The organism is Streptomyces sp. NBC_00224, assembly GCF_041435195.1.
In the GTDB taxonomy this organism is placed as follows: domain Bacteria; phylum Actinomycetota; class Actinomycetes; order Streptomycetales; family Streptomycetaceae; genus Streptomyces.
Genome location: NZ_CP108106.1, coordinates 7,312,309 through 7,334,359, shown reverse-complemented (window position 1 = coordinate 7,334,359; position 22,051 = coordinate 7,312,309). Strand labels below are relative to the sequence as shown.

The 22,051-nt window shown below is 72.8% G+C and carries 17 protein-coding genes; 6 read left to right on the top strand and 11 right to left on the bottom strand.

Going from position 1 to position 22,051, the window contains the following annotated elements; genetic code table 11:
* Window positions 1-8: 8 nt before the first annotated feature.
* Genes OG965_RS32710 through OG965_RS32700 form a run of 3 tightly spaced genes read right to left on the bottom strand, consistent with a single transcriptional unit; the run spans window position 9 to window position 3,390 of the window.
* Window positions 9-839, bottom strand: coding sequence for an MlaE family ABC transporter permease (locus OG965_RS32710; protein ID WP_371655659.1), 831 nt, complete (start codon window positions 837-839; stop codon window positions 9-11).
* Window positions 836-1,891, bottom strand: coding sequence for an ABC transporter ATP-binding protein (locus tag OG965_RS32705; RefSeq protein ID WP_371655658.1), 1,056 nt, complete (start codon window positions 1,889-1,891; stop codon window positions 836-838). Before OG965_RS32705 ends, OG965_RS32710 begins: the two co-directional genes overlap by 4 nt.
* A gap of 14 nt (window positions 1,892-1,905) precedes the next feature.
* Window positions 1,906-3,390 carry a DUF6801 domain-containing protein gene (locus tag OG965_RS32700; protein ID WP_371655657.1) on the bottom strand — a complete coding sequence of 495 codons (1,485 nt, stop codon included), beginning with the start codon at window positions 3,388-3,390 and terminating at the stop codon, window positions 1,906-1,908.
* Window positions 3,391-4,114: 724 nt separating this feature from the next.
* Here OG965_RS32700 and OG965_RS32695 point away from each other — a divergent pair.
* From OG965_RS32695 to OG965_RS32685, 3 genes are all read left to right on the top strand, one after another.
* A complete protein-coding gene (locus OG965_RS32695) occupies window positions 4,115-5,425 on the top strand; it encodes a helix-turn-helix domain-containing protein (protein ID WP_371655656.1) in 1,311 nt (436 codons plus the stop codon).
* Window positions 5,426-5,569: 144 nt separating this feature from the next.
* Window positions 5,570-6,565 carry an urea transporter gene (locus OG965_RS32690; protein WP_371655655.1) on the top strand — a complete coding sequence of 332 codons (996 nt, stop codon included), beginning with the start codon at window positions 5,570-5,572 and terminating at the stop codon, window positions 6,563-6,565.
* A 70-nt stretch (window positions 6,566-6,635) separates the two neighbouring features.
* Window positions 6,636-8,714: a DHA2 family efflux MFS transporter permease subunit gene (locus OG965_RS32685; protein ID WP_371655654.1), complete on the top strand. Its 2,079-nt coding sequence runs from the start codon at window positions 6,636-6,638 to the stop codon at window positions 8,712-8,714.
* 41 nt (window positions 8,715-8,755) lie between these two features.
* Here OG965_RS32685 and phsA read toward each other — a convergent pair whose 3' ends face one another.
* Window positions 8,756-10,591 (bottom strand): O-aminophenol oxidase PhsA, encoded by a 1,836-nt coding sequence (gene phsA / locus OG965_RS32680; protein WP_371655653.1) that lies wholly within the window; start codon window positions 10,589-10,591, stop codon window positions 8,756-8,758.
* Between the two features lie 67 nt (window positions 10,592-10,658).
* Window positions 10,659-11,075, bottom strand: coding sequence for a YchJ family protein (locus OG965_RS32675; protein WP_371655652.1), 417 nt, complete (start codon window positions 11,073-11,075; stop codon window positions 10,659-10,661).
* 166 nt (window positions 11,076-11,241) lie between these two features.
* Here OG965_RS32675 and OG965_RS32670 point away from each other — a divergent pair, with 166 nt between their 5' ends.
* Window positions 11,242-13,038: an FAD-dependent oxidoreductase gene (locus tag OG965_RS32670; RefSeq protein ID WP_371655651.1), complete on the top strand. Its 1,797-nt coding sequence runs from the start codon at window positions 11,242-11,244 to the stop codon at window positions 13,036-13,038.
* Between the two features lie 58 nt (window positions 13,039-13,096).
* Here the strand turns inward: OG965_RS32670 and OG965_RS32665 are convergent, their stop codons facing one another.
* Window positions 13,097-13,333, bottom strand: a complete 237-nt coding sequence (locus OG965_RS32665) for a DUF397 domain-containing protein (RefSeq protein WP_371655650.1) — start codon at window positions 13,331-13,333, stop codon at window positions 13,097-13,099.
* Entirely contained in the window at window positions 13,334-14,194 is an 861-nt protein-coding gene (locus OG965_RS32660) for a helix-turn-helix domain-containing protein (protein ID WP_371655649.1), read from the bottom strand.
* A gap of 184 nt (window positions 14,195-14,378) precedes the next feature.
* Between OG965_RS32660 and OG965_RS32655 the strand changes: the two genes are divergently transcribed.
* The gene (locus OG965_RS32655) at window positions 14,379-14,843 is read left to right on the top strand and encodes an ATP-binding protein (protein WP_371655648.1); all 465 of its coding nucleotides are present in this window, start codon (window positions 14,379-14,381) and stop codon (window positions 14,841-14,843) included.
* The gene (locus tag OG965_RS32650; protein ID WP_371655647.1) at window positions 14,837-15,271 is read left to right on the top strand and encodes a hypothetical protein; all 435 of its coding nucleotides are present in this window, start codon (window positions 14,837-14,839) and stop codon (window positions 15,269-15,271) included. Before OG965_RS32655 ends, OG965_RS32650 begins: the two co-directional genes overlap by 7 nt.
* 81 nt (window positions 15,272-15,352) lie before the next feature.
* On the opposite strand, the gene OG965_RS32645 is transcribed toward OG965_RS32650, so the two are convergent.
* The 4 genes from OG965_RS32645 to OG965_RS32630 form a co-directional block, all read right to left on the bottom strand.
* On the bottom strand, window positions 15,353-16,267 hold the full coding sequence (locus OG965_RS32645) for a LysR family transcriptional regulator (protein ID WP_371655646.1): 915 nt from the start codon (window positions 16,265-16,267) through the stop codon (window positions 15,353-15,355).
* The gene (locus OG965_RS32640) at window positions 16,264-17,445 is read right to left on the bottom strand and encodes a glycine C-acetyltransferase (protein WP_371655645.1); all 1,182 of its coding nucleotides are present in this window, start codon (window positions 17,443-17,445) and stop codon (window positions 16,264-16,266) included. The genes OG965_RS32645 and OG965_RS32640 overlap by 4 nt, the downstream gene beginning before the upstream one ends.
* Window positions 17,446-17,475: 30 nt before the next feature.
* On the bottom strand, window positions 17,476-18,504 hold the full coding sequence (gene tdh, locus OG965_RS32635) for an L-threonine 3-dehydrogenase (RefSeq protein ID WP_371655644.1): 1,029 nt from the start codon (window positions 18,502-18,504) through the stop codon (window positions 17,476-17,478).
* Between the two features lie 173 nt (window positions 18,505-18,677).
* Window positions 18,678-22,043 (bottom strand): BTAD domain-containing putative transcriptional regulator, encoded by a 3,366-nt coding sequence (locus OG965_RS32630; protein ID WP_371655643.1) that lies wholly within the window; start codon window positions 22,041-22,043, stop codon window positions 18,678-18,680.
* Window positions 22,044-22,051: the final 8 nt, after the last annotated feature.

Here is a 22,051-nt window from a genome sequence, read left to right as displayed (position 1 = left end):
GCGCCATGTCAGAGCCCCTTCGCCGGGACCAGCTGGAGGTACAGGGCCGTCAGCACCATGTTGACGAAGAACAGGATCAGGAAGGTGAAGACGACGGACTGGTTCACCGCGTCCCCCACGCCCTTCGGCCCGCCCTTGGGGTGCAGGCCCCGGTAGGCGGCGACCACTCCGGCGATGAACCCGAAGAGCACCGCCTTGAGTTCGCCGATCAGCAGGTCGGAGAGCTGGGCGAGGGCGGAGAAACTGGCGAGGTACGCGCCGGGGGTGCCGTGCTGCACGATCACGGCGAAGAAGTAGCCGCCGAGCGTCCCCACCACCGACACCAGGCCGTTGAGCAGCAGCCCGACCGACATGACCGCGAGGACCCTGGGCACGACGAGCCGCTGCACCGGCGAGACGCCCATGACCTCCATGGCCTCCAGCTCCTCGCGGATCGTCCGCGCACCGAGGTCCGCGCAGATCGCCGAGCCCGCCACCCCGGAGATCAGCAGCGACACGATGAGCGGGCTGGCCTGCTGGACGAGGACGAGCACGCTCGCGCCGCCGGTGAAGGACTGGGCGCCGAACTGCTGGATGAGGGAGCCCACTTGGAGGGCGATGACCGCGCCGAACGGGATCGTCACCAGCATCGCGGGCAGGATGGTGACACTGGCGATGAACCAGAACTGCTCGATGAACTCCCGCGCCTGGAACGGCCGCCGGAACGTCAGCCGTACGACGGTCCACCCCAGCGCGAAGAGCCTGCCGGTCTCGCGCAGGGGGGTGAGGACGCGCAGCGGCGGCCGTGGCACCGGCGCCTCGACGGCCCCCTTGGCCCCCGGCTCGGAAGGCGCGCTCATGCCGGGCCCCCGCCCTCGTAGGTGTGCAGGGGCCTTGTCCGTACGAGCGTGGCGCCGTCGACGCCGCCCGGCGCCGCGGGCTGCGGCGCGTCCCGCAGATCCGCCTCGACGGCCGCGCGGGCGGCGGGCGGAAGCTCGTCGAGCAGCGCGCGCACCCGGGCGCGGCGGCGCTGGACGGCCCGGCGGACCGGCAGGCCGGGGGTGGGTCCCAGCTGCGGTGCCAGGGTGCGCAGGACGGGCGGGCCGACGACCAGGCCGTGCGAGGCCTCCTCGGCGATGGTCGCCCGGTCCTTCTCCTCCGACATGCCGATGGGCCCGGCCCTGCGCCCGGTGAGGAACTGCTCGACGACCGGCTCCTCGCTGGTCAGCAGCACCTCGCGGGGCCCGAAGGCGACCAGCTCGCGGCAGAACAGCATCCCCATGTTGTCCGGGACGGTGGTCGCGATGTCGATGTTGTGGGTGACGATCAGCATGGTCGCGTCGAGCTGGGTGTTGATGTCGATGAGCAGCTGGGAGAGGTACGAGGTGCGTACCGGATCGAGGCCGGAGTCCGGCTCGTCGCAGAGGATGATCTGCGGGTCGAGGACGAGCGCCCGCGCGAGACCGGCCCGTTTGCGCATCCCGCCGGAGATCTCACCGGGCAGCTTCCGCTCGGCTCCGGCCAGGCCCACCACGTCCATGCGCTCCATGACGATCCGGCGGATCTCCGACTCCTTCTTCCTGGTGTGCTCGCGCAGCGGGAAGGCGATGTTGTCGAAGAGGCTCATCGAGCCGAAGAGCGCCCCGTCCTGGAAGAGCAGCCCGAAGAGCTTGCGGGCCTCGTAGATGTCCTTCTCACGGCTGTTGGCCATGTCGACGCCGTCGACGAGGACCCGGCCCCGGTCCGGCCTGAGCAGTCCGACGATCGCTTTCAGGAACACGGTCTTGCCGGTGCCGGAGGGGCCGAGCATCACGCTGATCTCGCCCGCGGGCAGGGTGAGCGTGACGTCCTGCCAGATGGTCTGCCGTCCGAAGGCCTTGGTCAGCCCCTCGACGACCACGTCGATTCCCATGGCTAGGCGGCTCCTCAGCGCTGGGGCAGTTCGGGGACGGGCGGGGCGCTGCCGGCGCCCGCGAGCTGCCCCTGCCGGATCCGGACGGCGTTGCCCGGGCCGGAGAGGGCGGCGGTGAACAGCGGCGACAGGTCCTCGCCCCGGCCGCCGCAGCCGACGAACGGCGGGATGGTGATCTCCCCGTCGAGGACCCCGCCGGTCAGGAAGTTGTACGCACCGCTCAGCACGGTGTCGAACGGCCGGGCGGTGCGGCAGCGCGGCCCCACGTCCAGCGGCACTCCGTTGACGCTCACGTCGTGGACGCGCAGGTACTGCCGGTAGGCGATGGCGGTGGTGAACGTCTCGCCGCGCCGGATGTTGACGACGGTGACCGGCTCCGGCTCGAAGCTGACCTCGGCACTGGTGGGCTGGAAGCCAAAGACGAGGAACGTGGACCGGGCGTCGGGGAAGTGCAGCAGTCCGACCGAGTCCGACTCGTCGTAGCCGGGGGCGCTGACCGTGCGCTTGCCGAGGTTGAGGTGCATCGGGCCGGGGCTGCCGTGCGGATCGTTGATGATCATCGCGCTGCCGAGCTTGTGGACGGTGGTGTAGCCGACGGCGACCACACAGAGCGAGGCGCCCAGACTGCCCTCGACCGCCCCCGGCGGGGGCTTCGGCAGCCTGCTCGGGTTGAGCTCCCCGGCGGGCGGGTCCGCCGGGCAGACGGGCGCGGTGGCGAGCGGGCCGGGGCCGACCTGGATCGCGGGCTTGGGCGTCTGGGTGTCCGCGCTCGTGGACGGGACCGGGGAGGCGGGGGCAGTGCTCGGGGCCGAGGGCCCGGTCACCGTCCAGGCGGCGAGGAGCGGGCCAGGGGCTGCTACAGGAAGGCAGTGCAGCTCCAACGGGGCTGTGGGGGTTGGATGTTGGGGCATGCCCGACGGGCTGGGCGACTGCGAGGTTCCCGGTACCGGAGCCGAAGCCAGTCCCGACGGGGAATCCGATCCCGATGGGGAATCCGGTGCCGGTGTCGCCTGAAGCATCAACGTCAACTCCCCCGCCATGAGCGTCACTTCCCCCGGTGCCCCCACCGTGATCGCCGCGACCTCCCCCGTGAACACCGGCCGCAGGCCGCTCGCAGCGGGCGCGGTGAGCCCCGCCCAGTCGGCGCGGGCCGAGGTGCCGTTCTGGGCGACCTCGACCGCGAGGCGGGCGGTGCCGGAGACCTGTGTGGTGCCCGGGGGCAGGAGCGCGGTGGCCGCGTCGGGGGGCAGCTCGGGGCGTACGGTGAACCGCTCGGCCCGCAGCGGCTGTCCGGGACGGCCGCCCCGCGGATAGACGCCGGTGAAGCCGATGGTGACGGCCCGGCGCACCGAGCCCGACTCGCAGGCGTAAATGGCCTGAACGCCCGTCTCGCGGTCCCGCGCAATTGTCCCCGATGCCGGAACAAGGCCGAGGAGAAGCGCGATCACGCCGAGCGCGGCGGCGATAGCGGCACCACGCCGGTCGAATGCACCGCCCATGGCTCTGCTCCTGTGAATAGCGGTTCTACGGGCGCCGGGAACGGCCGATGTCGCCGTGACGTTATGTACGGGTAACCCAGTGCCGCAATACCGCTTCCGCGCGAATCTCCGATCTCCTCGCCCGTCGGTGATTATTTGTCACCGGCGCCACAATTCCGGGCGCTCGCCTTATCAACGGCGGCACAGATCCCGGTGCACGCGGGAGCGGGGCCCCGCGGTCCGGGGGGACGGATCGCGGGGCCCCGCCGGGATCCGCAGCCCTGGGGCGTGGGCCGCGCCGCCGGGGTGCGGGCGGCGGCCCGCCGTGAGGGGCGGCGAGAGCCGTCGACCCCGGGGCACCGAGGACGCTACGCGCGCGGAATCGGGCCGTGCAATACCCGACGGCCGAATCCGGCCGTCGGCCGCACGGCCGCCACGCGCACGCATGTTATTGCGTGTTGGCCGACCGCACCCCGAAAATTCGTACACAGGTCAACGTTTTCCCTCGCGTTCACGCAATGCCATTGCCTCTTCCGTGCCGGGGCGAGCATCTTTGTGTCCGGCCGCAACGAGAACCCGTCACGGGGCACACATTTCCTCCGCACGCACTGGTGCCTTCGGGCGCGGGCTGGTCTATGTTGCAGATGTTGTGAGTTGACGTCGGCCCAGCAGCAGGCCCACGGTGCGTCGCCCACCCGAGCCGAAACGTCGAGCCGTACGTCCCGGCCAGTGAAAGGGACCGCGCATGCCGAACGCCCTCCACGCATCGGCCTCCTCGGAGCAGCTGGGACCGATCCCCCGGGAGCTCGCCACCATCATGTGGCCCGAACTCCCGCCGCTGCTCGACGAGATCAAGGCCGAGGTGATCCGTGCGTACCCGGAGTTCGCGGAGGTCTTCGCGGGCCCGCACGGCCGGTTCGTGCACTCGGCGATCGAGCAGAGCCTGACCATCTTCGTGGACCAGGTGGTGCGGCCCTCGGTGGCCTCGCCGCTGCGGGACGAGATGATCCGTACGTTCGGCCGGTTCGCCGCTACCCGGGGCGGGAGCCTGGACACCCTGCGCGGCACCTTCCGTGTCGGCGCCCGGGTCGCGCTGCGCCACACCAAGAAGGTGGGCAAGCGCTACAACCTCTCCCCGGTCTTCATGCTGTCCTTCGCGGACACCCTGTTCGCGTACATGGACCAGTTGGAGGCGCTGGCGAGCGAGGGCTATCTGGAGGCCAGGGCGTCGGCCGAGGACAACCAGGACGAGCTGCGAAGAAAGATCCTGCGCCTGATCGCGTCCGGCAGCGGCACGCCCCGGGCCACCCTCGTCGAGCTGGCCGAACGGGCGGGCTGGCAGCTCCCGGAGGAGCTGACCCCGGTCGCGCTGAGCGCCGGCGCCCACCCGGCCCGCACCGCCCTGCACGGCGACGTACTGATGGACCTCGGGGACCCGCAGCCGTATCTGCTGGTGCCGGGCGCCCTGGACGCGGAGCGCCGCGAGGCCCTCGCCCAGGCGCTCGGCGGGGCGCGCGCGGCGGCCGGGCCCACGGTGTCCCTGGCCGGGGCGGCCGACTCGCTGCGCTGGGCCCGCCAGGCGCTCGGCCTCGCGCTGTCCGGGATCATCACCGAGGCGCCCGTCGTCCACAGTGCGGACCATCTGGTCACCCTGCTGCTCATGTCGGACCCGGCGCTCCTGGAACTGCTCGCGGCCCGTGAACTGGCCCCGCTCCAGGGCCATACGGCGACCCGCCGGGAGCGTCTGATCGAGACGTTACGGGCGTGGCTCGCCACCCGTGGCACCGCCGCCCAGATCGGCGAGGTGCTGCACATCCACCCGCAGACCGTCCGCTACCGCATGCGCAACCTCGACGCGGCCTTCGGGCGCCGGCTGACCGACCCCGACCACCGCTTCGCCACCGAGGTGGTGCTGCGCGCGATGCATCTGCGCGAGCGGGCCGACGCCCGGCCCGCCTCCTCGGCCATCAACCCCTCGGCGGTGTCCGCCACTTCACGGACGAAGGCGGCCGCGGTGACCGGCTGCCGGCGCCCGTCGCGCAGCACCACCGCGTAACGGGAGATCAATCCCACCGGATCCGCCGAGCCGGGCGGACGATTGTGGGAGGTTCCGACCAGAGCGCACCTCTTGCCCCAACCTGCCCCGCGCCCCTTACAGTGCCCTGGGCCGTCGGGAGCCCGTCGGACGGGAGGGGTTCAGGTGGGGCACTCGCGCGCCGCGCGGTGGGGGCGGTTCGCCGTCCACGTCCTGCGGGGGCAGGCTCAGGTCGACTTCGTGCCGAGCGCCGTGACCGGCGCGGTCTTCTCCGTCGGGCTCTTCGTGGCGGGCTGGCACTACGGCCTGTACGGGCTGCTCGGCACCGCCGTCGGCACCGGCACCGCCCAGCTTCTCGGCGTGGAGCGGGGGCGGGTCGCCGCCGGGCTCGAAGGGGTCAACGCCTGTCTGGTCGCCGTCGGCTTCGCGGCCGGCCTGGGCGCCGCGCATCTGTCCACCGCTCTGCTCGCGGCCTGCGGCTGCGCGCTGGTCATCGTGGTCGCCGGGGCCACCGCCACCGTGCTGCGCACCTGGGGCCTGCCGACCCTGACGCTCCCCTTCTGTCTGACGGCGAGCGCCATGACGATCGCGGCGCCGGGCTTCAGCAGGGTGTGGCACCACGGCGACGGCCCGGCCGCGCTCGCCCGCGCCGCCGAGGGACCGGTCGCCCTGGGGCTGCGCGACGTGGTGCACGGCTTCTTCGCCAACGTCGCCCAGATCTTCCTGGTGCCCCAGTGGTACGTGGGACTGATCTTCCTCGCCGGGATCTTCGCGGCCGACCGGCTCGCGGGCGCGATGGCCTGCGCGGGCAGCGCGGTGGGGATCCTCACGGCCTGGGCGCTCGGCGCTCCGGCGGAGCACATCGCGGACGGGACGATGGGCTACAACGCGGTGCTGGTGGCGATGGCCCTGTGCGGGGTGCTGCTCGCCGCCGACCGGTGGAGTCTCGGCTTCGCGGTGGCGGGGGCGGCGGCCGCGACCGTCCTGGGCCCGGCGCTGAGCGCGCTTCTGGCCCCGGCCGGGGGCCGCCCCTTCACCTGGCCGTTCGTCCTGACCACCCTGGTATTCCTGGCGTCGGTCCCGGCGCTGCCGAGGCTGCGGCGCACGGGCGCGCCGCAGCCCGCCGAGCCGGACGGAGCCCGCGCGGCGCTGCCCGGCTGAATAGCCCGCGGGCTCACCCGCACGGCCTACAGCGCATGCGCCCCACCTGCGGTGGTGTGAGGGTGCCAGTGTGACCACAGCCAGCGACACCGCACCTTCGGCACCCACCGCGCCGCCCGTGCTGGACGTCCGCCAGCGGAACATCGTCTTCGGCACGATCATGCTCGGGATGCTGCTGGCCGCGCTGGACCAGACGATCGTGGGCACCGCGCTGCCGACGATCGTCTCGGACCTCGGCGGCGCCGCGCACATGTCCTGGGTGGTCACCTCGTACCTGCTCGCGGAGACCGTCGCGACCGCCCTGGTCGGCAAGTTCGGCGACCTCTTCGGCCGCAAGGTGGTCTTCCAGGTCTCGGCGGTCGTCTTCATCACCGGCTCGTTCCTGTGCGGCCTCGCGACCAACATGTCGCTGCTCATCGCCTGGCGGGCGCTCCAGGGCATCGGCGCGGGCGGTCTGATGGTCACCGCGATGGCGCTGATCGCGGATGTGATCCCGCTGCGCGAGCGCGGCAAGTACCAGGGCGCGATCGGCGCGGTGTTCGGCGTCGCGACGGTCATCGGGCCGCTGCTCGGCGGACTGTTCACGGACCATCTGAGCTGGCGCTGGGCGTTCTACGTGAACGTGCCCATCGCGGTCCTGGTGGTCATCGCCGCCGCCCGCACCATCCCCTCCATCCGGTCGGTCGCCAAGCCGGTGATCGACTACCTCGGCATCGGCCTGGTCGCGGCCGGGGCGAGCGCCCTGATCCTGGCGACGAGCTGGGGCGGCAACGAGTACGCCTGGACCTCGCCGACCATCCTCGCGCTCTTCGCGGGCGGTGTGGCCTCGCTGGCCCTGTTCTGCTGGGTGGAGACCCGGGCCGTCGAGCCGATGCTGCCGATGCGGCTGTTCCGCAACCCCGTCTTCACGGTCTGCTCGGTCCTCAGCTTCATCGTGGGCTTCGCGATGCTGGGCGCGATGACGTTCCTGCCGACCTACCTCCAGTACGTGGACGGCGACTCCGCGACCGTCTCCGGTGTGCGCACCCTGCCGATGGTGGTCGGGCTGCTGATCGCGTCGATCTTCAGCGGCAACGTGGTCAGCAAGACCGGCCAGTACCGGATCTTCCCCATCGTGGGCGCCCTGGTGATGGGCGTGGGGCTCTATCTGCTCTCGCTGATGGGACCGGACAGCGGCGCCTGGCTGGAGTCGCTGTACATGTTCGTGCTGGGCCTCGGCATCGGACTGTGCATGCAGGTCCTGACGATCGCCGTGCAGAACACCGTCGACTACGCCGACCTCGGCACCGCGACATCGGGCGTGACCTTCTTCCGTACGCTGGGCAGCTCCTTCGGCACCGCCGTCTTCGGCACCATCTACGCCAACACCCTCAAGCCGAACCTGACGGACGGGATCGCGGCGGCGGCGAAGGCGGGCGGGGCGGACCCGGCGGCGCTCGCCAGGGCCGCGCAGTCCCCCGAGGGCCTCAAGTCGCTGCCCTCGGCCACGGCCGCGCCGATCGTCCAGGCGTACGCGGACTCGCTGCACACCGTGTTCCTGTGGACCGTGCCGGTGGCGGTCGTCGGGTTCCTGGTGGCGCTCTTCCTCAAGCAGGTCGAGCTGCGCGACACCGCCCGCTCCTCCTCCACCGACATGGGCGAGGGCTTCGCGCAGCCGTCCACCGGCGACTCGCAGAAGCTCCTGGAGCTGTCGGTCGGCAAGATCGTCCGCAGTACCGGCATCGACACCGCGCGCCATATCGTGACCCGCTCCGACTCCCGGCTCGACATGGCGGGCGCCTGGGCGGTGATGCAGGTGGAGCTGTTCACCAGGATGGTCGGGCACGCGAGCCTCGGCCTGATCGCGGCCCGCCGCCATGTGCCGCCGGAGGTGCTGGTGCCGGTCTTCCAGCGGATGGTCGACGAAGGGTTCCTGACCCGCGAGGGCACCTACTTCTCGCTCACCGAGGGCGGCCGGCGCGAGGTCGAGGCGATCAGCGCGTCCTGGTCGGACTGGCTCAACGAGCAGTTGGAGCGGGACCGGGGCCGGCCGCGCAGCGCGGAGCTGCGGGCCGCCGCCGACGCCATCGCCAAGCGGCTGCTCGCCGAGGACCTGGCCAACGGTCTGCCCCCGGCCGACCGCGAGACGGTGGGCGCGACCCGGTCCTGACCCGGCCGCGCCCCCACCCCGACCCGAGGAGCCCCCGTGCCTCAGCCCGAGTGTCCTGCGTGGCCGTCGTGGCCGCCGTGCCCGCCCGCGTGGTCGAACTTGAGCGCCTCCGGCGGAGCCACCACGAACGGCCGCATCATGCCCATGTCCTCGTGCTCCAGCAGATGGCAGTGGTACATGAACCGCCCGTACGCCCCGTCGAAGCGGCCGAGCACCCGCACCAGCTGCCCCGCCGGGACCCGGAAGACGTCCTTCAAGCCGCGCTCGTTGGGCGCAAGCGGGACCGGCCGGCCCGCGTCGTAGGCCACCGGCTTGCGGGTGCCGCCCAGCTTCGCGTCGAAGCCGTCCACGGTGTACGCGTCACGGCCCATCAGCTGGAAGTCGGCGAGGTGGATGTGCATCGGGTGGACCGGACCGCCGAGGTTGAGGAAGCTCCACTGCTCGAAGGTGCCCTCGGCGACGGTGAACCCGAGGCCGTCGTTGAAGGTGCGGGCGATCCGCCGGTAGGTCTTCACCTTGCCGTCGGCGCCCTGGAGCTGGATCACTCCCTCCGCCGGCCCGGTCGGGCCCTCGGTGACCTCGGCCATCTCCCACATCTCCGGGTGGCCGCCGCCCCCGACGGTGCCGGGCGGGGTGAGCACGACCAGCCGGTGGCCGTGGTGCAGCTGCCCGTGCGCGTACCGCCGGAAGGAGCCGGAGAGCACCTGCGGCAGGACGAAGGCGTCGGGCTCGGGGCACTCGCGTACCCGGAACTCCATCACCTGGGGATAGCGGACGTTGTTCACCGGGTCGGGCACCCCGGCGGGCTTTCCCGCTCCCTTGTTGACCAGGCGCAGGCTGCGGCCGGCCAGCTCCCGGAAGTCGATGAGCAGGTCCATGCGCTCGGCGGGTGCCACGGTCAGCGTCGGCAGCGCCGTGTCGAAGCCGACCGTCACCGGGGTGGGCAGCAGTCCGCCGTCGCTGCCGATCTGGTGGAGCACGCCGGGGACCGGGTTGTCCTCCTCGTCGAGGAGGACCAGGTCGTAGATGCGCGCGTTGGAGGCGTTGACGAGCCGGAAGCGGTACCAGGCGGCGTCGGTGTCGAGGTACGGCCAGATGACGCCGTTGACCGTGGTGAACGGGCCGGTGAAGGGGGCCGAGACCGGCCGGCCCGTCTCGGCGTTCTTCGGGTCGACGACGATCGTCTTGTGCAGCAGCCGCCCGTTGAGGCGCCCGTCCTCGTCGGTGTCGAGGTTGCGGTCGGCGAGGATCAGCGGCATCTCCCGCTCCCCGCGCGGCAGTCGCAGGGCGTCCTCCTCGTCGTCGCGCAGCAGATACGTGCCGACGAGCCCGGCGTACACGTTGAACCGGGTGATGTTCATGGCGTGGTCGTGGTACCACCACTGCACGGCCTGGTGGTCGTTCGGATACTCGGAGAGCTGGGCGTCGCCCTCCGTCACCGCGTTGTCGGCCCAGCCGTCGTTGCCGCCGCCGGTCTGGGCGCCGTGCAGATGCGTGACGGTCCAGGCGGGCAGCGCGGCCACGTCCGCACTGGCCTCGACGCCCCCGCGCCCCGCCTCGGTGGTGGCGGGCGCGGTGCCCTGCGGGCGCAGCGGCACCTCGACGGCGGTGACCGGGTACTCGCTGCCGCGCGGCACCCGGTTGGTCCAGGCGATGCGCACGCGCTGGCCGCGCCGCACCTCGATGGTGGGGCCGGGCACCGTGCCGTTGTAGCCCCACATCAAGGTGGGCGGCAGCTGGCTGTGCAGCCGCACCCAGGTGGGGCGGACGGCGATCTCGGTCTCACGGCGCACATCGGCCTTCGCGGGCCGCAGCACCTCGGGAATCGGTAACCGGTCGGTGTACGGGACGAGTTCGTCCCCGGCGATGTCGGACATTTTTCCCCCTGATCCGGACAATTACGACCGCATACACGGGGAAGGACGCCGAAAACGCCGATCCGGTTCAGTCCGTGAACACCGCGTCCAGATACACCCAGGCGCCCTCGTGCCGGACGAAGCGGCTCCGCTCGTACAGCGAGCCCTCGTCGCCGCCCTCGGTGTAGTGGGCGCGGAAGGTGACCTCGCCGGTGGTGTGGAAGGCGCTGCCGTCCTTGGTGTCCAGGATCTCCAGGCGGGTCCAGCGCATCCCCGGGTCGAAGTCGACGGCGGCGGGGCGGTGGTCGGGGTGCCAGGTGCGCAGCAGATACGGCTCGTCCTGGACCGCGAAGGCGCTGAAGCGGGAGCGCATCAGCGCTTCGGCGGTGGGCGCCGCCTGCCCGGCGTGGTAGCGGCCGCAGCACTCGGCGTACGGCGCGGGCAGCCCGCAGGGGCAGTCCTTGGGGGACCGGGGGCGGGCGGGGCGGGGGGTGCGTCGGGCCATGCCCCTATCTGACCACATCCGCCCGGCCGCGCCCGGCACGGCCGGTGTCGGACACAACTGCCGTGCACCCACGGAACACTGGGCTCGATTGTCTCTTCCGGCTTGACCGCCGCATCCGTATGCTCCTGCGCCGACGTGACCGTTACCACCGGTAATAGGGGGCACCATGGAGCGTTCGGGCAGTACTTCGGGCAGCACGAGGCGCACGTTCGTCGCGGGGACGGCGGTGGCGGGCGCGGCGACCGCCCTGGGGCTCGACGCGGCGGTCCCCGCCGCGGCCGCGGCACGCCCGGGGGCCGCCCCGGCGGCAGGGCAGTCGGTGGTGGTGCTCGGCGGCGGGGTCGCCGGTCTGACCGCCGCCCACGAACTGGCCGAACGCGGCTTCCGCGTCACGCTCTACGAGCGCCGGGCGCTCGGCGGCAAGGCCCGCAGCATGGACGTGCCGGACAGCGCCCGGGGCGGCCGCGGCCCGCTCCCGGGCGAGCACGGCTTCCGGTTCATCCCCGGGATCTACCACAACCTGCCGGACACGATGCGGCGAATCCCCTTCCCCGGCAACGCGCACGGCGTCTGGGACAACCTGATCGCACCCAAGGAGATGATGTTCGCCCGGACCGGCTACGAGGACCTGCGTCTGCCGCTGCCCTGGTCCGGCACCCCGCAGCAGCTCACCCTGGACGCGCTGCGGCGCGCCCTCACCGGGGTGCTCGGCACCTTCCAGCGGCTGCCCGCGCGCGAGGTCGCGTACTTCGCCGACCGCCTCGTCACCTTCCTGACCAGCTGTGACGAGCGCCGCAACGACCAGTGGGAGGCCACGCCCTGGTGGACGTTCACCAAGGCGGGCAAGATGAGTTACGAGTACCAGCGCATCCTCGCCGTCGGCGTCACCCGCAACATCGTGGCGACCAAGGCGGAGGAGGCCAGCACCCGCACGGTGGGCTCACTCCTGGAGGCGTTCGTCTTCAACGCGCTCGGCCGGGGCGCGGACGGCCCCCTCGACCGCATCCTCAACGCGCCCACCAACGAGGCCTGGATCGACCCCTGGGTGGCCCATCTGCGCACCCTCGGCGTGGAGTTCCAACTGGGCTGGACCCTGCGGGAGTTCGCGTACGACGGCGCGAAGGTGACGGGTGCCGTGGTCGAGGACCCGGGCGGGGTGCGCCGCACGGTGAACGCCGACCACTACGTCTGCGCCCTCCCGGTGGAGCACGCCCGGCCCACCTGGAGCGCCGCGATGCGCGCGGCCGACCCGCAGCTGGCCCGCTGCGACAAACTGCGCACGGACTGGATGACCGGCATCCAGTTCTATCTGACCGAGCGGCCCGACGGGGTACACGGCCACTTCGACTGCATCGACTCCCCCTGGTCGCTCACCGCGATCGCCCAGGCCGAGCACTGGCCGCACCACGACTTCCGCACCGACTACGGCGACGGCACGGTGGTGGACTGCCTCTCGGTGGACATCTCCGAGTGGGACAAGCCCGGGATGCTATACGGGAAGACGGCCAAGCAGTGCACCCGCGAGGAGGTCGCGCGCGAGGTGTGGGCGCAGCTGAAGGCCTCGGTCAACGACACCGGCAAGACCGTGCTCAGCGACGGCAAGCTGCACTCGTGGTTCCTGGACCCGGGCGTCTCCGGCATCGGCACCCCCGAGCCGAGGAACGAGGACGAGCTGCTCATCCACCCCGTCGGCACGTTCCACAACCGCCCCTCGGCGGGCACGAGGATCCCCAACTTCTATCTGGCGGGCGACTACGTGGCCGTCCCCATCGACCTGGCGACGATGGAGGGCGCCAACACCTCGGGCCGCCTCGCCGCCAACGCACTGCTCGACCGGGCGGGTTCGGCGGCCCCGCGCTGCTCGGTGGCCTCGCTCTACAGCGCCCCGGAGCTCGACCTGCTCAAGCGCGACGACCGATTCCGCTACCGCCTCGGGCTGCCCAACGTCTTCGACGTCGGCTGACACGGCTCGGCCGCCGCCCGGGCCCCAACGGGGCGCCGGGCGGCGGCCGTCCGGTGGATCACGTCAGCAGGAAGTCGGCCTGGCCCGACTTGGCGCCGAGGATGAACGCGGCGATCTCGTTGCTGGTGTAGATCAGAACGGGGCCCTCCGGGTCGGCCGACTGGCGCATCGCGACCCGGCCGTCGGCCAGCTTCATGGCCTCGACGCAGTTGCCGCCGTTGCCACCGCTCCACGGCTTGTGCCAGCCCTCGGTCCCGAGCTCACGGGCCGGCATGCCGTTGTATATGTGATCCATTCACAGCTCCTCGCGGAGATCCGCCAGGATCTCCTTCGTGCGTCGTGCAGTCGCGGCCTGGGCCGCCATGCGGTCCATGACTTCGAGGTGCGTGTCGACCTCGGGACGCGCGTCCAGATAGACCGCGCCGGTCAGGTACTCGCTGTAGACCATGTCCGGGAGTTCCGGCACGGCGAATCTGAACAGGACGAAAGGGCCGTACGTGCCCGGGTGGTGCCCCGTCGCGAACTCCGCCAGCTGGATCGTCACATGGGGCAGCTCGGCCGCCTCCAGAAGCCGGTCGAGCTGGCCGCGCATCACCTCGGGGCCGCCCACCGGGCGGCGCAGCACCGTCTCGTCCATGATCACCCAGAACCGCGGTGCGTCGGCGCGGGTGAGCAGCGACTGGCGCTCCATGCGCAGCGCCACGTGCCGGTCGATGTCGGCGGCCTTGGTCTGCCCGAGCGCGCCGCTGTCCATCACCGAGCGCGCGTACTCCTCGGTCTGGAGCAGCCCGGGAACGAAGTGCGGCTCGTACGTCCGGATGAGCGAGGCCGCGCCCTCCAGGCTGACGTACATGCTGAACCAGTCGGGCAGGATGTCGTGGAAGCGCTGCCACCACCCCGGCTTGTTGGCCTCCTCCGCGAGTTCGACGAAACGGTCCGTCTCCTCGTCCCCGATGCCGTACGCCTTGAGCAGCAGCTGTACGTAGGGAATCTTCAGTGAGACCTCGGCCGTCTCCATGCGGCGGATCGTGGCGGGGGCGACCCGGAGCACCTTCGCCGCCTCTTCACGCCGGAGGCCGGCCCGCTCACGCAGATCCTGTAGGCGCCGGCCCAGCACGACCTGCCCCACGGTCGGGGCGGACCGGGGTTCACTCACGTCAGACCTCCCCTAACCCTTTTGCCGAGCAGTGTGCCATGTCAGCTCAGCCCAGAAAACAGCACTCTGCATTTTTCAGAGTGCCCCTTGCCAAGTGTCACGGATAGGTGGAAGGTAGGTCGGTGAACGCCAGCACATGCGGCTGTCGCGTGCGACACCGCTTCCCCACTGTGAGGACCCGGTCGTGGCCCCTGGTAATGCGCTCGTCCCGCAGCTCATAGGCGCGGGCCCCACGGTGTCCGTCGCCGACGTCCGCCGGTACGCGTTCGACCTGTCTGCCCGGCCGGAATCCGCCTCCGCGGCCCGCCGCCACACGGCCGAGGTCACCGTCCGGTGGGGTCTCGGCGAGGAACTGGGGGACGCGGCCGCACTGGTGATCTCCGAGCTCGTCACCAACGCCGTCGTGCACACCGCCGGCACCCGCGTGTCCTGCGAACTCTCCTTCGCCGCCGGGCACTTGACGGTCGCAGTCAAGGACCAGGGGTACGGCGCGGGCGGGCCCACGCTGTGCGACGCGGCCGACGGCGAGGAGGGCGGGCGCGGGCTGCTGCTCGTCGACGCGCTGAGCGTCGCCTGGGGCGCCCACGACGTGCCGCGCGGCACCGGCCGGATCGTCTGGGCCCGGCTCGGGGCGGGCCGTACATGCTGAGGAGCTCACGCACACTTCTGTCCAGAGGCGGCCGGGATGAGGCTGGGGGGCCTCGGGGGCCCGGCCCGCAAGGGGGCGCCGGAGCGACCGGCGGCAGCAGACTGGTGCTGCCGCCGGCGCTCCCGGCGTCTCTGGGCTGCGACGCGGTCGCGGTGCCCGCGTCCTACGGCTTCCGGGTCCTGGCGCGGCTGCCCCGCTCGGGGTGCGTCTTCGCGGACGCCGACTGCTGGTGGTGGGTCGTCCCGGCAGGCTCGGACCACGACCTGACCTGGCCGCACCCGACCCGCTACGCCCCGGACGCCCGCGTTCCGGAGAGCCCGGGACGGCGGATGATCCACTGCCCCGAGGGCACCAGCCCGTACACACCCCCCATCCCGCTGTACCTGGTGGTATGCCAACTGACTGGAACGGCACCGGCATGGACCTAACCTCTGCGCTCGCCCTTCGCGCCGACCCGGGGTGGGACTTCGCACCCCGCCCCTGCGGACCGGCCCTGTGCGCCCACGGGCTCAGCCCGTCGTCAGACCTTCCGCCGCCCGGGCCAGGGCGTCCAGGACCGGGCTGATCAGCGGGTGGTGCTCGGCGCCGCTGCGGACCGCCGCGAAGACGCGGCGGGTGGCGGCGGGGCCCGCCACCGGGCGCACCACCGTGTTCTTCTGCTCCATGCCGCGCAGCGCCGAGCGGGGCACCAGGGCCACGCCCGCCCCCGCGCCCGCCAGGGCCACCACGGCGCGGAAGTCGTCCGAGGAGTGGATCAGCCGCGGCTCGAAGCCCGCCAGCTCACAGGCGAGGAAGACCACGTCGTGGCAGGGGTTGCCGGGGTACGGGCCGATCCAGTCGTCCTCGGAGAGCGCCGACAGGCGCACCTCGGGCGCGTGCGCCAGGGGGTGTCCGGCCGGGAGCACCGCGTCGAAGGGCTCCGCGTAGAGCGCGACCCGGACCAGCCGCCGGTCGTCCTCCCTGGGGGCGCCCCGGTACTCGACCGCCAGCGCCACGTCCGCCTCGCCGTCCAGGACCATCGGCAGCGACTCGTCGCCCTCGGCGTCGCGGACCCGGACCCGGATCGTGGGGTGCGTCCCGCGCAGCAGGGCCACGGCCGGGGCGAGCACCTCCGCGATGCCCGTGGCGAACGCCGCCACCGTCACATCACCGGCCGCGCCGCCCGCGTACGCCGCCAGCTCCGCCTCCGCGCGCTCCAGCTGGGCGAGGACCGCGTTGGCGTGCTCCAGGAGGATCTCGCCGGCCGCTGTGAGCCGTACGCCCTTGCCGCTGCGGGTCAGCAGCGTGTGGCCGGTCTCCTGCTCCAGGGCGGCGAGCTGCTGGGAGACGGCGGAAGGGGTCAGATACAGCGCTGCGGCCGCGGCGGTCACCGTACGGTGGTCCGCCGCGGCGCGCAGGATGCGGAGCCGGCGCGGGTCGATCACCCGGCCATTGTCGCCCGGGCGTCGATGAACGCCGCCACGGCCCGCTCCACGTCGGCCGTGGAGTGCGCCGCGGAGAGCTGGACGCGGATACGGGCCTGGCCCATCGGGACCACCGGGTAGGAGAAGCCGATCACGTACACACCGCGCTCAAGCAGCAGCTCGGCCATGCGGGCGGCCTCGGCGGCGTCGCCGATCATGACCGGGGCGATGGCGTGGTCGCCGGGCAGGATCTCGAAGCCCGCCTCGGTCATCTTCGTCCGGAAGAGCAAGGTGTTGGCGGCGAGCTTGTCGCGCAGGTCGCCCGCCGACTCCAGCAGGTCGAGGACCTTCAGGGAGGCGGCGGCGATCACCGGGGCCAGCGAGTTCGAGAAGAGGTACGGGCGCGAGCGCTGGCGCAGCAGGGCGACGATCTCGGCGCGGGCCGCGACGTAGCCGCCGGAAGCGCCGCCGAGGGCCTTGCCGAGGGTGCCGGTGATGATGTCGACCCGGTCCATGACGCCGTGCAGCTCGGGCGTGCCGCGGCCGCCGGGGCCGACGAAGCCGACGGCGTGCGAGTCGTCGACCATGACCATCGCGTCGTAGCGGTCGGCGAGGTCGCAGATCTCCTGGAGCGGGGCGACATAGCCGTCCATGGAGAAGACACCGTCGGTGACGATGAGGCGACGGCGCGCACCGGAGGCCTCCTTGAGCTTGGCCTCCAGCTCGGCCATGTCGCGGTTGGCGTACCGGTAGCGGGCGGCCTTGGAGAGGCGGATGCCGTCGATGATCGAAGCGTGGTTGAGGGCGTCGGAGATCACCGCGTCCTCGGCGCCGAGGATGGTCTCGAAGACACCGCCGTTGGCGTCGAAGCAGGACGAGTAGAGGATCGTGTCCTCCTGGCCGAGGAACGCCGAAAGACGGGCCTCCAGCTCCTTGTGGACGTCCTGGGTGCCGCAGATGAAGCGGACCGAGGCCATCCCGTAGCCCCAGCGGTCCAGCGCCTCCTTGGCGGCGGCGACCACCTCGGGGTGGTCGGCGAGGCCCAGGTAGTTGTTGGCGCAGAAGTTCAGGACCTCGCCGGTGGGGACGGAGACCGAGGCGTTCTGCGGGGTGGAGATCACCCGCTCGGGCTTGAAGAGACCGGCCTCGCGGATCTCGTCGAGGGTGTTCTGGAGGTCGTCGCGAACGGACGCGTACATGCTCAGGCTCCTAGATACCGTGAAGCGGACTCAGGCGGTCCAGTCGAGGATGATCTTGCCGCTGCGGGCGGTGGCGGCCTCGTCGAAGGCCGCGTCGAAGTCCCGGTACGCATAGCTGCCGGTGATCACCGGGGAGAGGTCGAGGCCGCCTTCGAGCAGCACCGTCATCGCGTACCACGTCTCGAACATCTCACGGCCGTAGATGCCCTTGACCGTGATCATCGAGGTGACGATCTTCGACCAGTCGACGGCGAACTCCTGCGCGGGCAGACCGAGCATCGCGATCTTGCCGCCGTGCGTCATGTTGTCGATCATGTCGCGCATGGCCTCGCCGCGGCCCGACATCTCCAGGCCGACGTCGAAGCCCTCACGCAGCCCGAGCTGCCGCTGGGCGTCCGCGATCGAGGACTGCGCCACGTTCACCGCGAGCGTGGCGCCCGCCTTGCGGGCCAGCGCCAGGCGCTCGGGGCTGACGTCGGTGATCACGACGTTGCGGGCGCCCGCGTGCTTGGCCACGGCCGCCGCCATGATGCCGATCGGGCCCGCGCCGGTGATCAGGACGTCCTCGCCGACCAGCGGGAAGGAGAGCGCGGTGTGCACGGCGTTGCCGAACGGGTCGAAGATCGCGGCGACGTCGAGGTCGACCGGGGTGCGGTGCACCCACACGTTGGAGGCGGGCAGCGCCACGTACTCCGCGAAGGCGCCGTCGCGCCCCACGCCGAGGCCGATCGTGGAGCGGCACAGGTGACGGCGGCCCGCCAGGCAGTTGCGGCACTTGCCGCAGACCAGATGGCCCTCGCCGCTGACCAGCTCGCCGACCGCGATGTCCCGGACGTCCGCGCCGACCGCCGCGACCTCGCCGACGAACTCGTGGCCGAGGACGAGGGGGGTCTTGACGGCGCCCTGCGCCCAGCCGTCCCAGGAGCGGATGTGCAGATCGGTGCCGCAGATGCCGGTGCGCAGCACCTTGATCAGTACGTCGCCGGGGCCGGTCTCCGGCTCCGGGACGTCCATGAGCCACAGTCCGGGTTCGGCGTGCTGCTTGACAAGGGCCTTCATGGGGGGCGGCTCCCGGGACGTACAAAGAGGGGCGAAAGCCATGGTTCCATGGCTGATCACTAATCTGCCGAGCAAGAGCCACTCGCGTCCATCGAGGTTTTCTTAAGCGGGCCAACAGCCGAGCTTCACGCGCCCCTGGCGTGCTCCCCCTTCACTCGGCTCACCACCGCACCTCACACCAGGGCCGCGGCCGCCTCCACCGCGAGTCCGCGCCCCTCCTCGTAGGCGCGGCGGTACGCGGTGTCGTCGAGCACGGCGCGCAGTTCCGCCTCGGCGCGGCGCCGGACGGCGGGCTCGGACGGCAGCGGGCGCAGCCCGAAGCCGCCGTGCTGCCCGGTGGCGTGCCGGTCGTACGCGCCGAGCAGACGGGCGCCCTCCTCGGCGGCGCCGAGGTGCGCCTTCGCCCAGGCGGCGACGAGGAACTGGCTGGTGATCAGGTTGGGTGCGACCAGATACGCCTGTCCTTCCAGCTGCCGCACCGCCTCGCGCACCCGCCCGAGCGCGTCGGCGTAGGCGCCGCCGAGGCAGTCCAGCCAGCCGTCCACCCCGGCGACCAGACCGCGGAACATCTCCGGGACGGCCTTGGTGAACTCGGCCTCCATCAGGCGCAGTTGCTCGCGGGCGAGACCCACGCGACCGGTGGCCGCGTAGTGGTGGGCGAGCAGCATCCGGGCGGTGCCGACGCCCTCGCCCGCGTAGTGGCGCGACTCCTCGACGGCGTCGAGCAGCAGCCGCTCGGCCCGCTCGCTCTCCTCGTCCGTCCGCGCGACGGCGAGGCGGACCGTCGCGAGGCGCGCCTTGAACATGGGGCCCTGGGCGTACGCACCGGCCCAGGTGGTGGACTCCATGGCGCGCTCGAAGTCGGCCGCGGCCTCCTCGTACCGGCCCTGCCGCGAGTGGTCCTCGCCGCGCGCCGAGAGGGTCTCCGCGATCGCCCACGGGTCCCCGAGCCGTTCGAACAGGGCCAGCGCCTCGTCCGCGTCGGGGCCGCCGACGAGCTTGGAGCGGAGCAGCAGCGCGAAGGCGAGGTCCCACGGCTCGCCCTGCGCCCGGCAGTCCTCGACCATCGCGTCGACGGCCTGCGGGAACCCGGCGAACTCATGGGTGAGCATCCGGGCGAAGTACCAGACGGACCCGGGCTGGCGGCAGTTCTGCGGCATCGCGGAGCCGTACGCGGCCACGACGCGCCGCAGATACGGCCCGGCCGCGGGGCTGGCGAACTCCGCGCCCTCGCCCTCGCCGCCGCCCGCGAACAGCATCATCCGCACCCCGCGCCGGGCCTCCCACAGCTGTTCCTCGGACCACGGCGGCGGCGCGTCGGTGCAGCGCGCCGCGAGCGGCACGGCCGGGCGCACCGGCTCCGCGAACGGGTCGGGCCCCAGCCCGGCCGCGGCGAGCGACCAGGCGCGGGCGTCGCTCTGGTGGCCGCGCAGCTGCCAGAACCAGCTCGCGGAGAGGGTCAGACAGAGAGCGTCCTGCTCGCGGCCGTGCTCGACCGCCCTGCCGAGCGCGGTCCGCACGTTCCCGTGCTCCGTCTCGAACCGCCGCATCCCGTCGGCCTGCCGGGGCCCCCGCAGCACGGCCTCGCCGGTGCGGGCGAGTTCGCGGTACGCGACCAGGTGGCGCAGCTCGACGGCCTTGCGCTCGCCGGAGGCGGCGAGGCGCTCGGCGGCATACTCCGCGACGGTCTCCAGCAGCCGGTAGCGCATCGCGCCGCCGTCCGGGGCCGCCACGACCAGGGACTTGTCGACGAGGGAGGCGAGCAGGCCGAGTACGTCGGCGGGGTGCTGCGACGGGTCGGCGGGATCGGCGCAGACCGCCTCGGCCTCCGGCAGCGCGAAGCCGCCGGAGAAGACGGCGAGGCGGCGCAGCACGGCCCGCTCGCGTGCGTCGAGGAGCTCCCAGGACCAGTCGACCACGGCCCGCAGGGTCTGCTGCCGGGGCCGCAGCGTCCTGCTGGTGCGGGCGCCGTCCCCGAGCAGCCGGAACCGGTCGTCGAGGCGGTCCGCGAGCTGGCGCGGGGTGAGCATCCGCAGCCGGGCGGCGGCGAGTTCGAGGGCGAGCGGCAGCCCGTCGAGGCGGCGGCAGACCTCGGCGGCGGCCTCCGGGTCTTCGCGGACGCGGAAGCCGGCCCGGGCCGCCGCGCCCCGCTCACCGAAGAGCCGCAGGGCGGTGTCGAGCGGCAGGGGGCCGACCCCGCGCGCCCGCTCCCCCGGGACGCCGAGGGGTTCCCTGCTGGTGGCGAGGATGGTGACACCGGGGCAGCCGATGAGCAGTTCGTGCGCCAGCTCGGCCGCCCCGGCGGCGATCTGCTCGCAGTTGTCGAGGACGAGCAGCATCCGGCGGTGGCCGCAGTGCGCGACGAGCCGTTCCAGCGGGTCGCGGGGTCCGGCCTCGGCCCCGGTCAGCAGCACGCTCTCGCGCGCCCCGAGCGCGGTGAGCAGGGCCTGCGGCAGCTGCGCCGCCTCCCGTACGGGCGCGAGCTCGGCCAGCCAGACGCCGTCGGCCCACTCCTGCGCGACGGCCTCGGCGGCCTCCAGGGCGAGCCGGGTCTTGCCCGCGCCACCGGGCCCGGTGAGGGTGACGAGCCGCCCGTCGGCCAAGTCGGCGCGCAGGGCCAGGAGTTCCGGCTCGCGCCCGACGAAGGAGGTGAGCCGGGCGCGGAGGTTACCGGGGCGGGCGGCGGGGTGCGGTGCGCCATGGGAGTACGCGGGCGGCGCGGCCCGTACCCGTGCCGCCGGGTTCGACGCGCTCTGAGTGGGCGAGCCGGTCCGCGTCGCCGTCGGCCCCGGCGCCGGAGCGGCGTCGCGCAGCAACTCGGCGTGCAGCGACCGCAGTTCGGGCCCGGGGGCGGTGCCCAGTGCCTCGTCGAGGGCGACCCGGGCGGACTCGTACGCCACCAGCGCCTCGGCCCGGCGGCCCGCCGCCGTCAGCGCGCGGAGGTGCAGGGCCTGGAGAGGCTCGTCCAGGGGCGTCGCCGCGACCAGGGCGGCCAGTTCCGGCAGGGTGTGCTCGGCGCGGCCGAGGGCGGCCTCGGCGGCGAGGCGGGACCGGCGCGCCTCGGAGTGGCGGCGTTCGGCCCGTACGACGAGCGGGTCCCGCTCCCGTACCGGAAGGTCGGCCAGGACCGGCCCCCGCCACAGCGCGAGGGCATCGTCCAGCAGCCGCGCCGCTCGCTCCGCGTCCCCGTCCGCCAGCGCGTCCGCGCCCTCCCGCGCCAGCCGTTCGAAGCGGAACACGTCGATGTCGTCGGGGTCGGCGGCCAGCCGGTAGCCGCCCGGCACGGACTCCACGGCGTCCCGGCCGAGCGCCCTTCGCAGTCGGCCGACCAGCGCCTGCACCGCGGCGGCCTCGTCGGCGGGTGCGGGGTCGTCGTCGCCCCAGACCCGTGCGGCCAGCTCCGGTACCGGTACCGCGCGTCCGGCGCCCGCCGCCAGCGCGGCGAGCAGCGCCCGCAGCCGGGCGCCGCCGAGGGGCACCTCACTGCCGTCCGGGCACAGGGCCCTCGTTGGTCCGAGTACGCGGTAGCGGAGTGTCACCCGCCCAT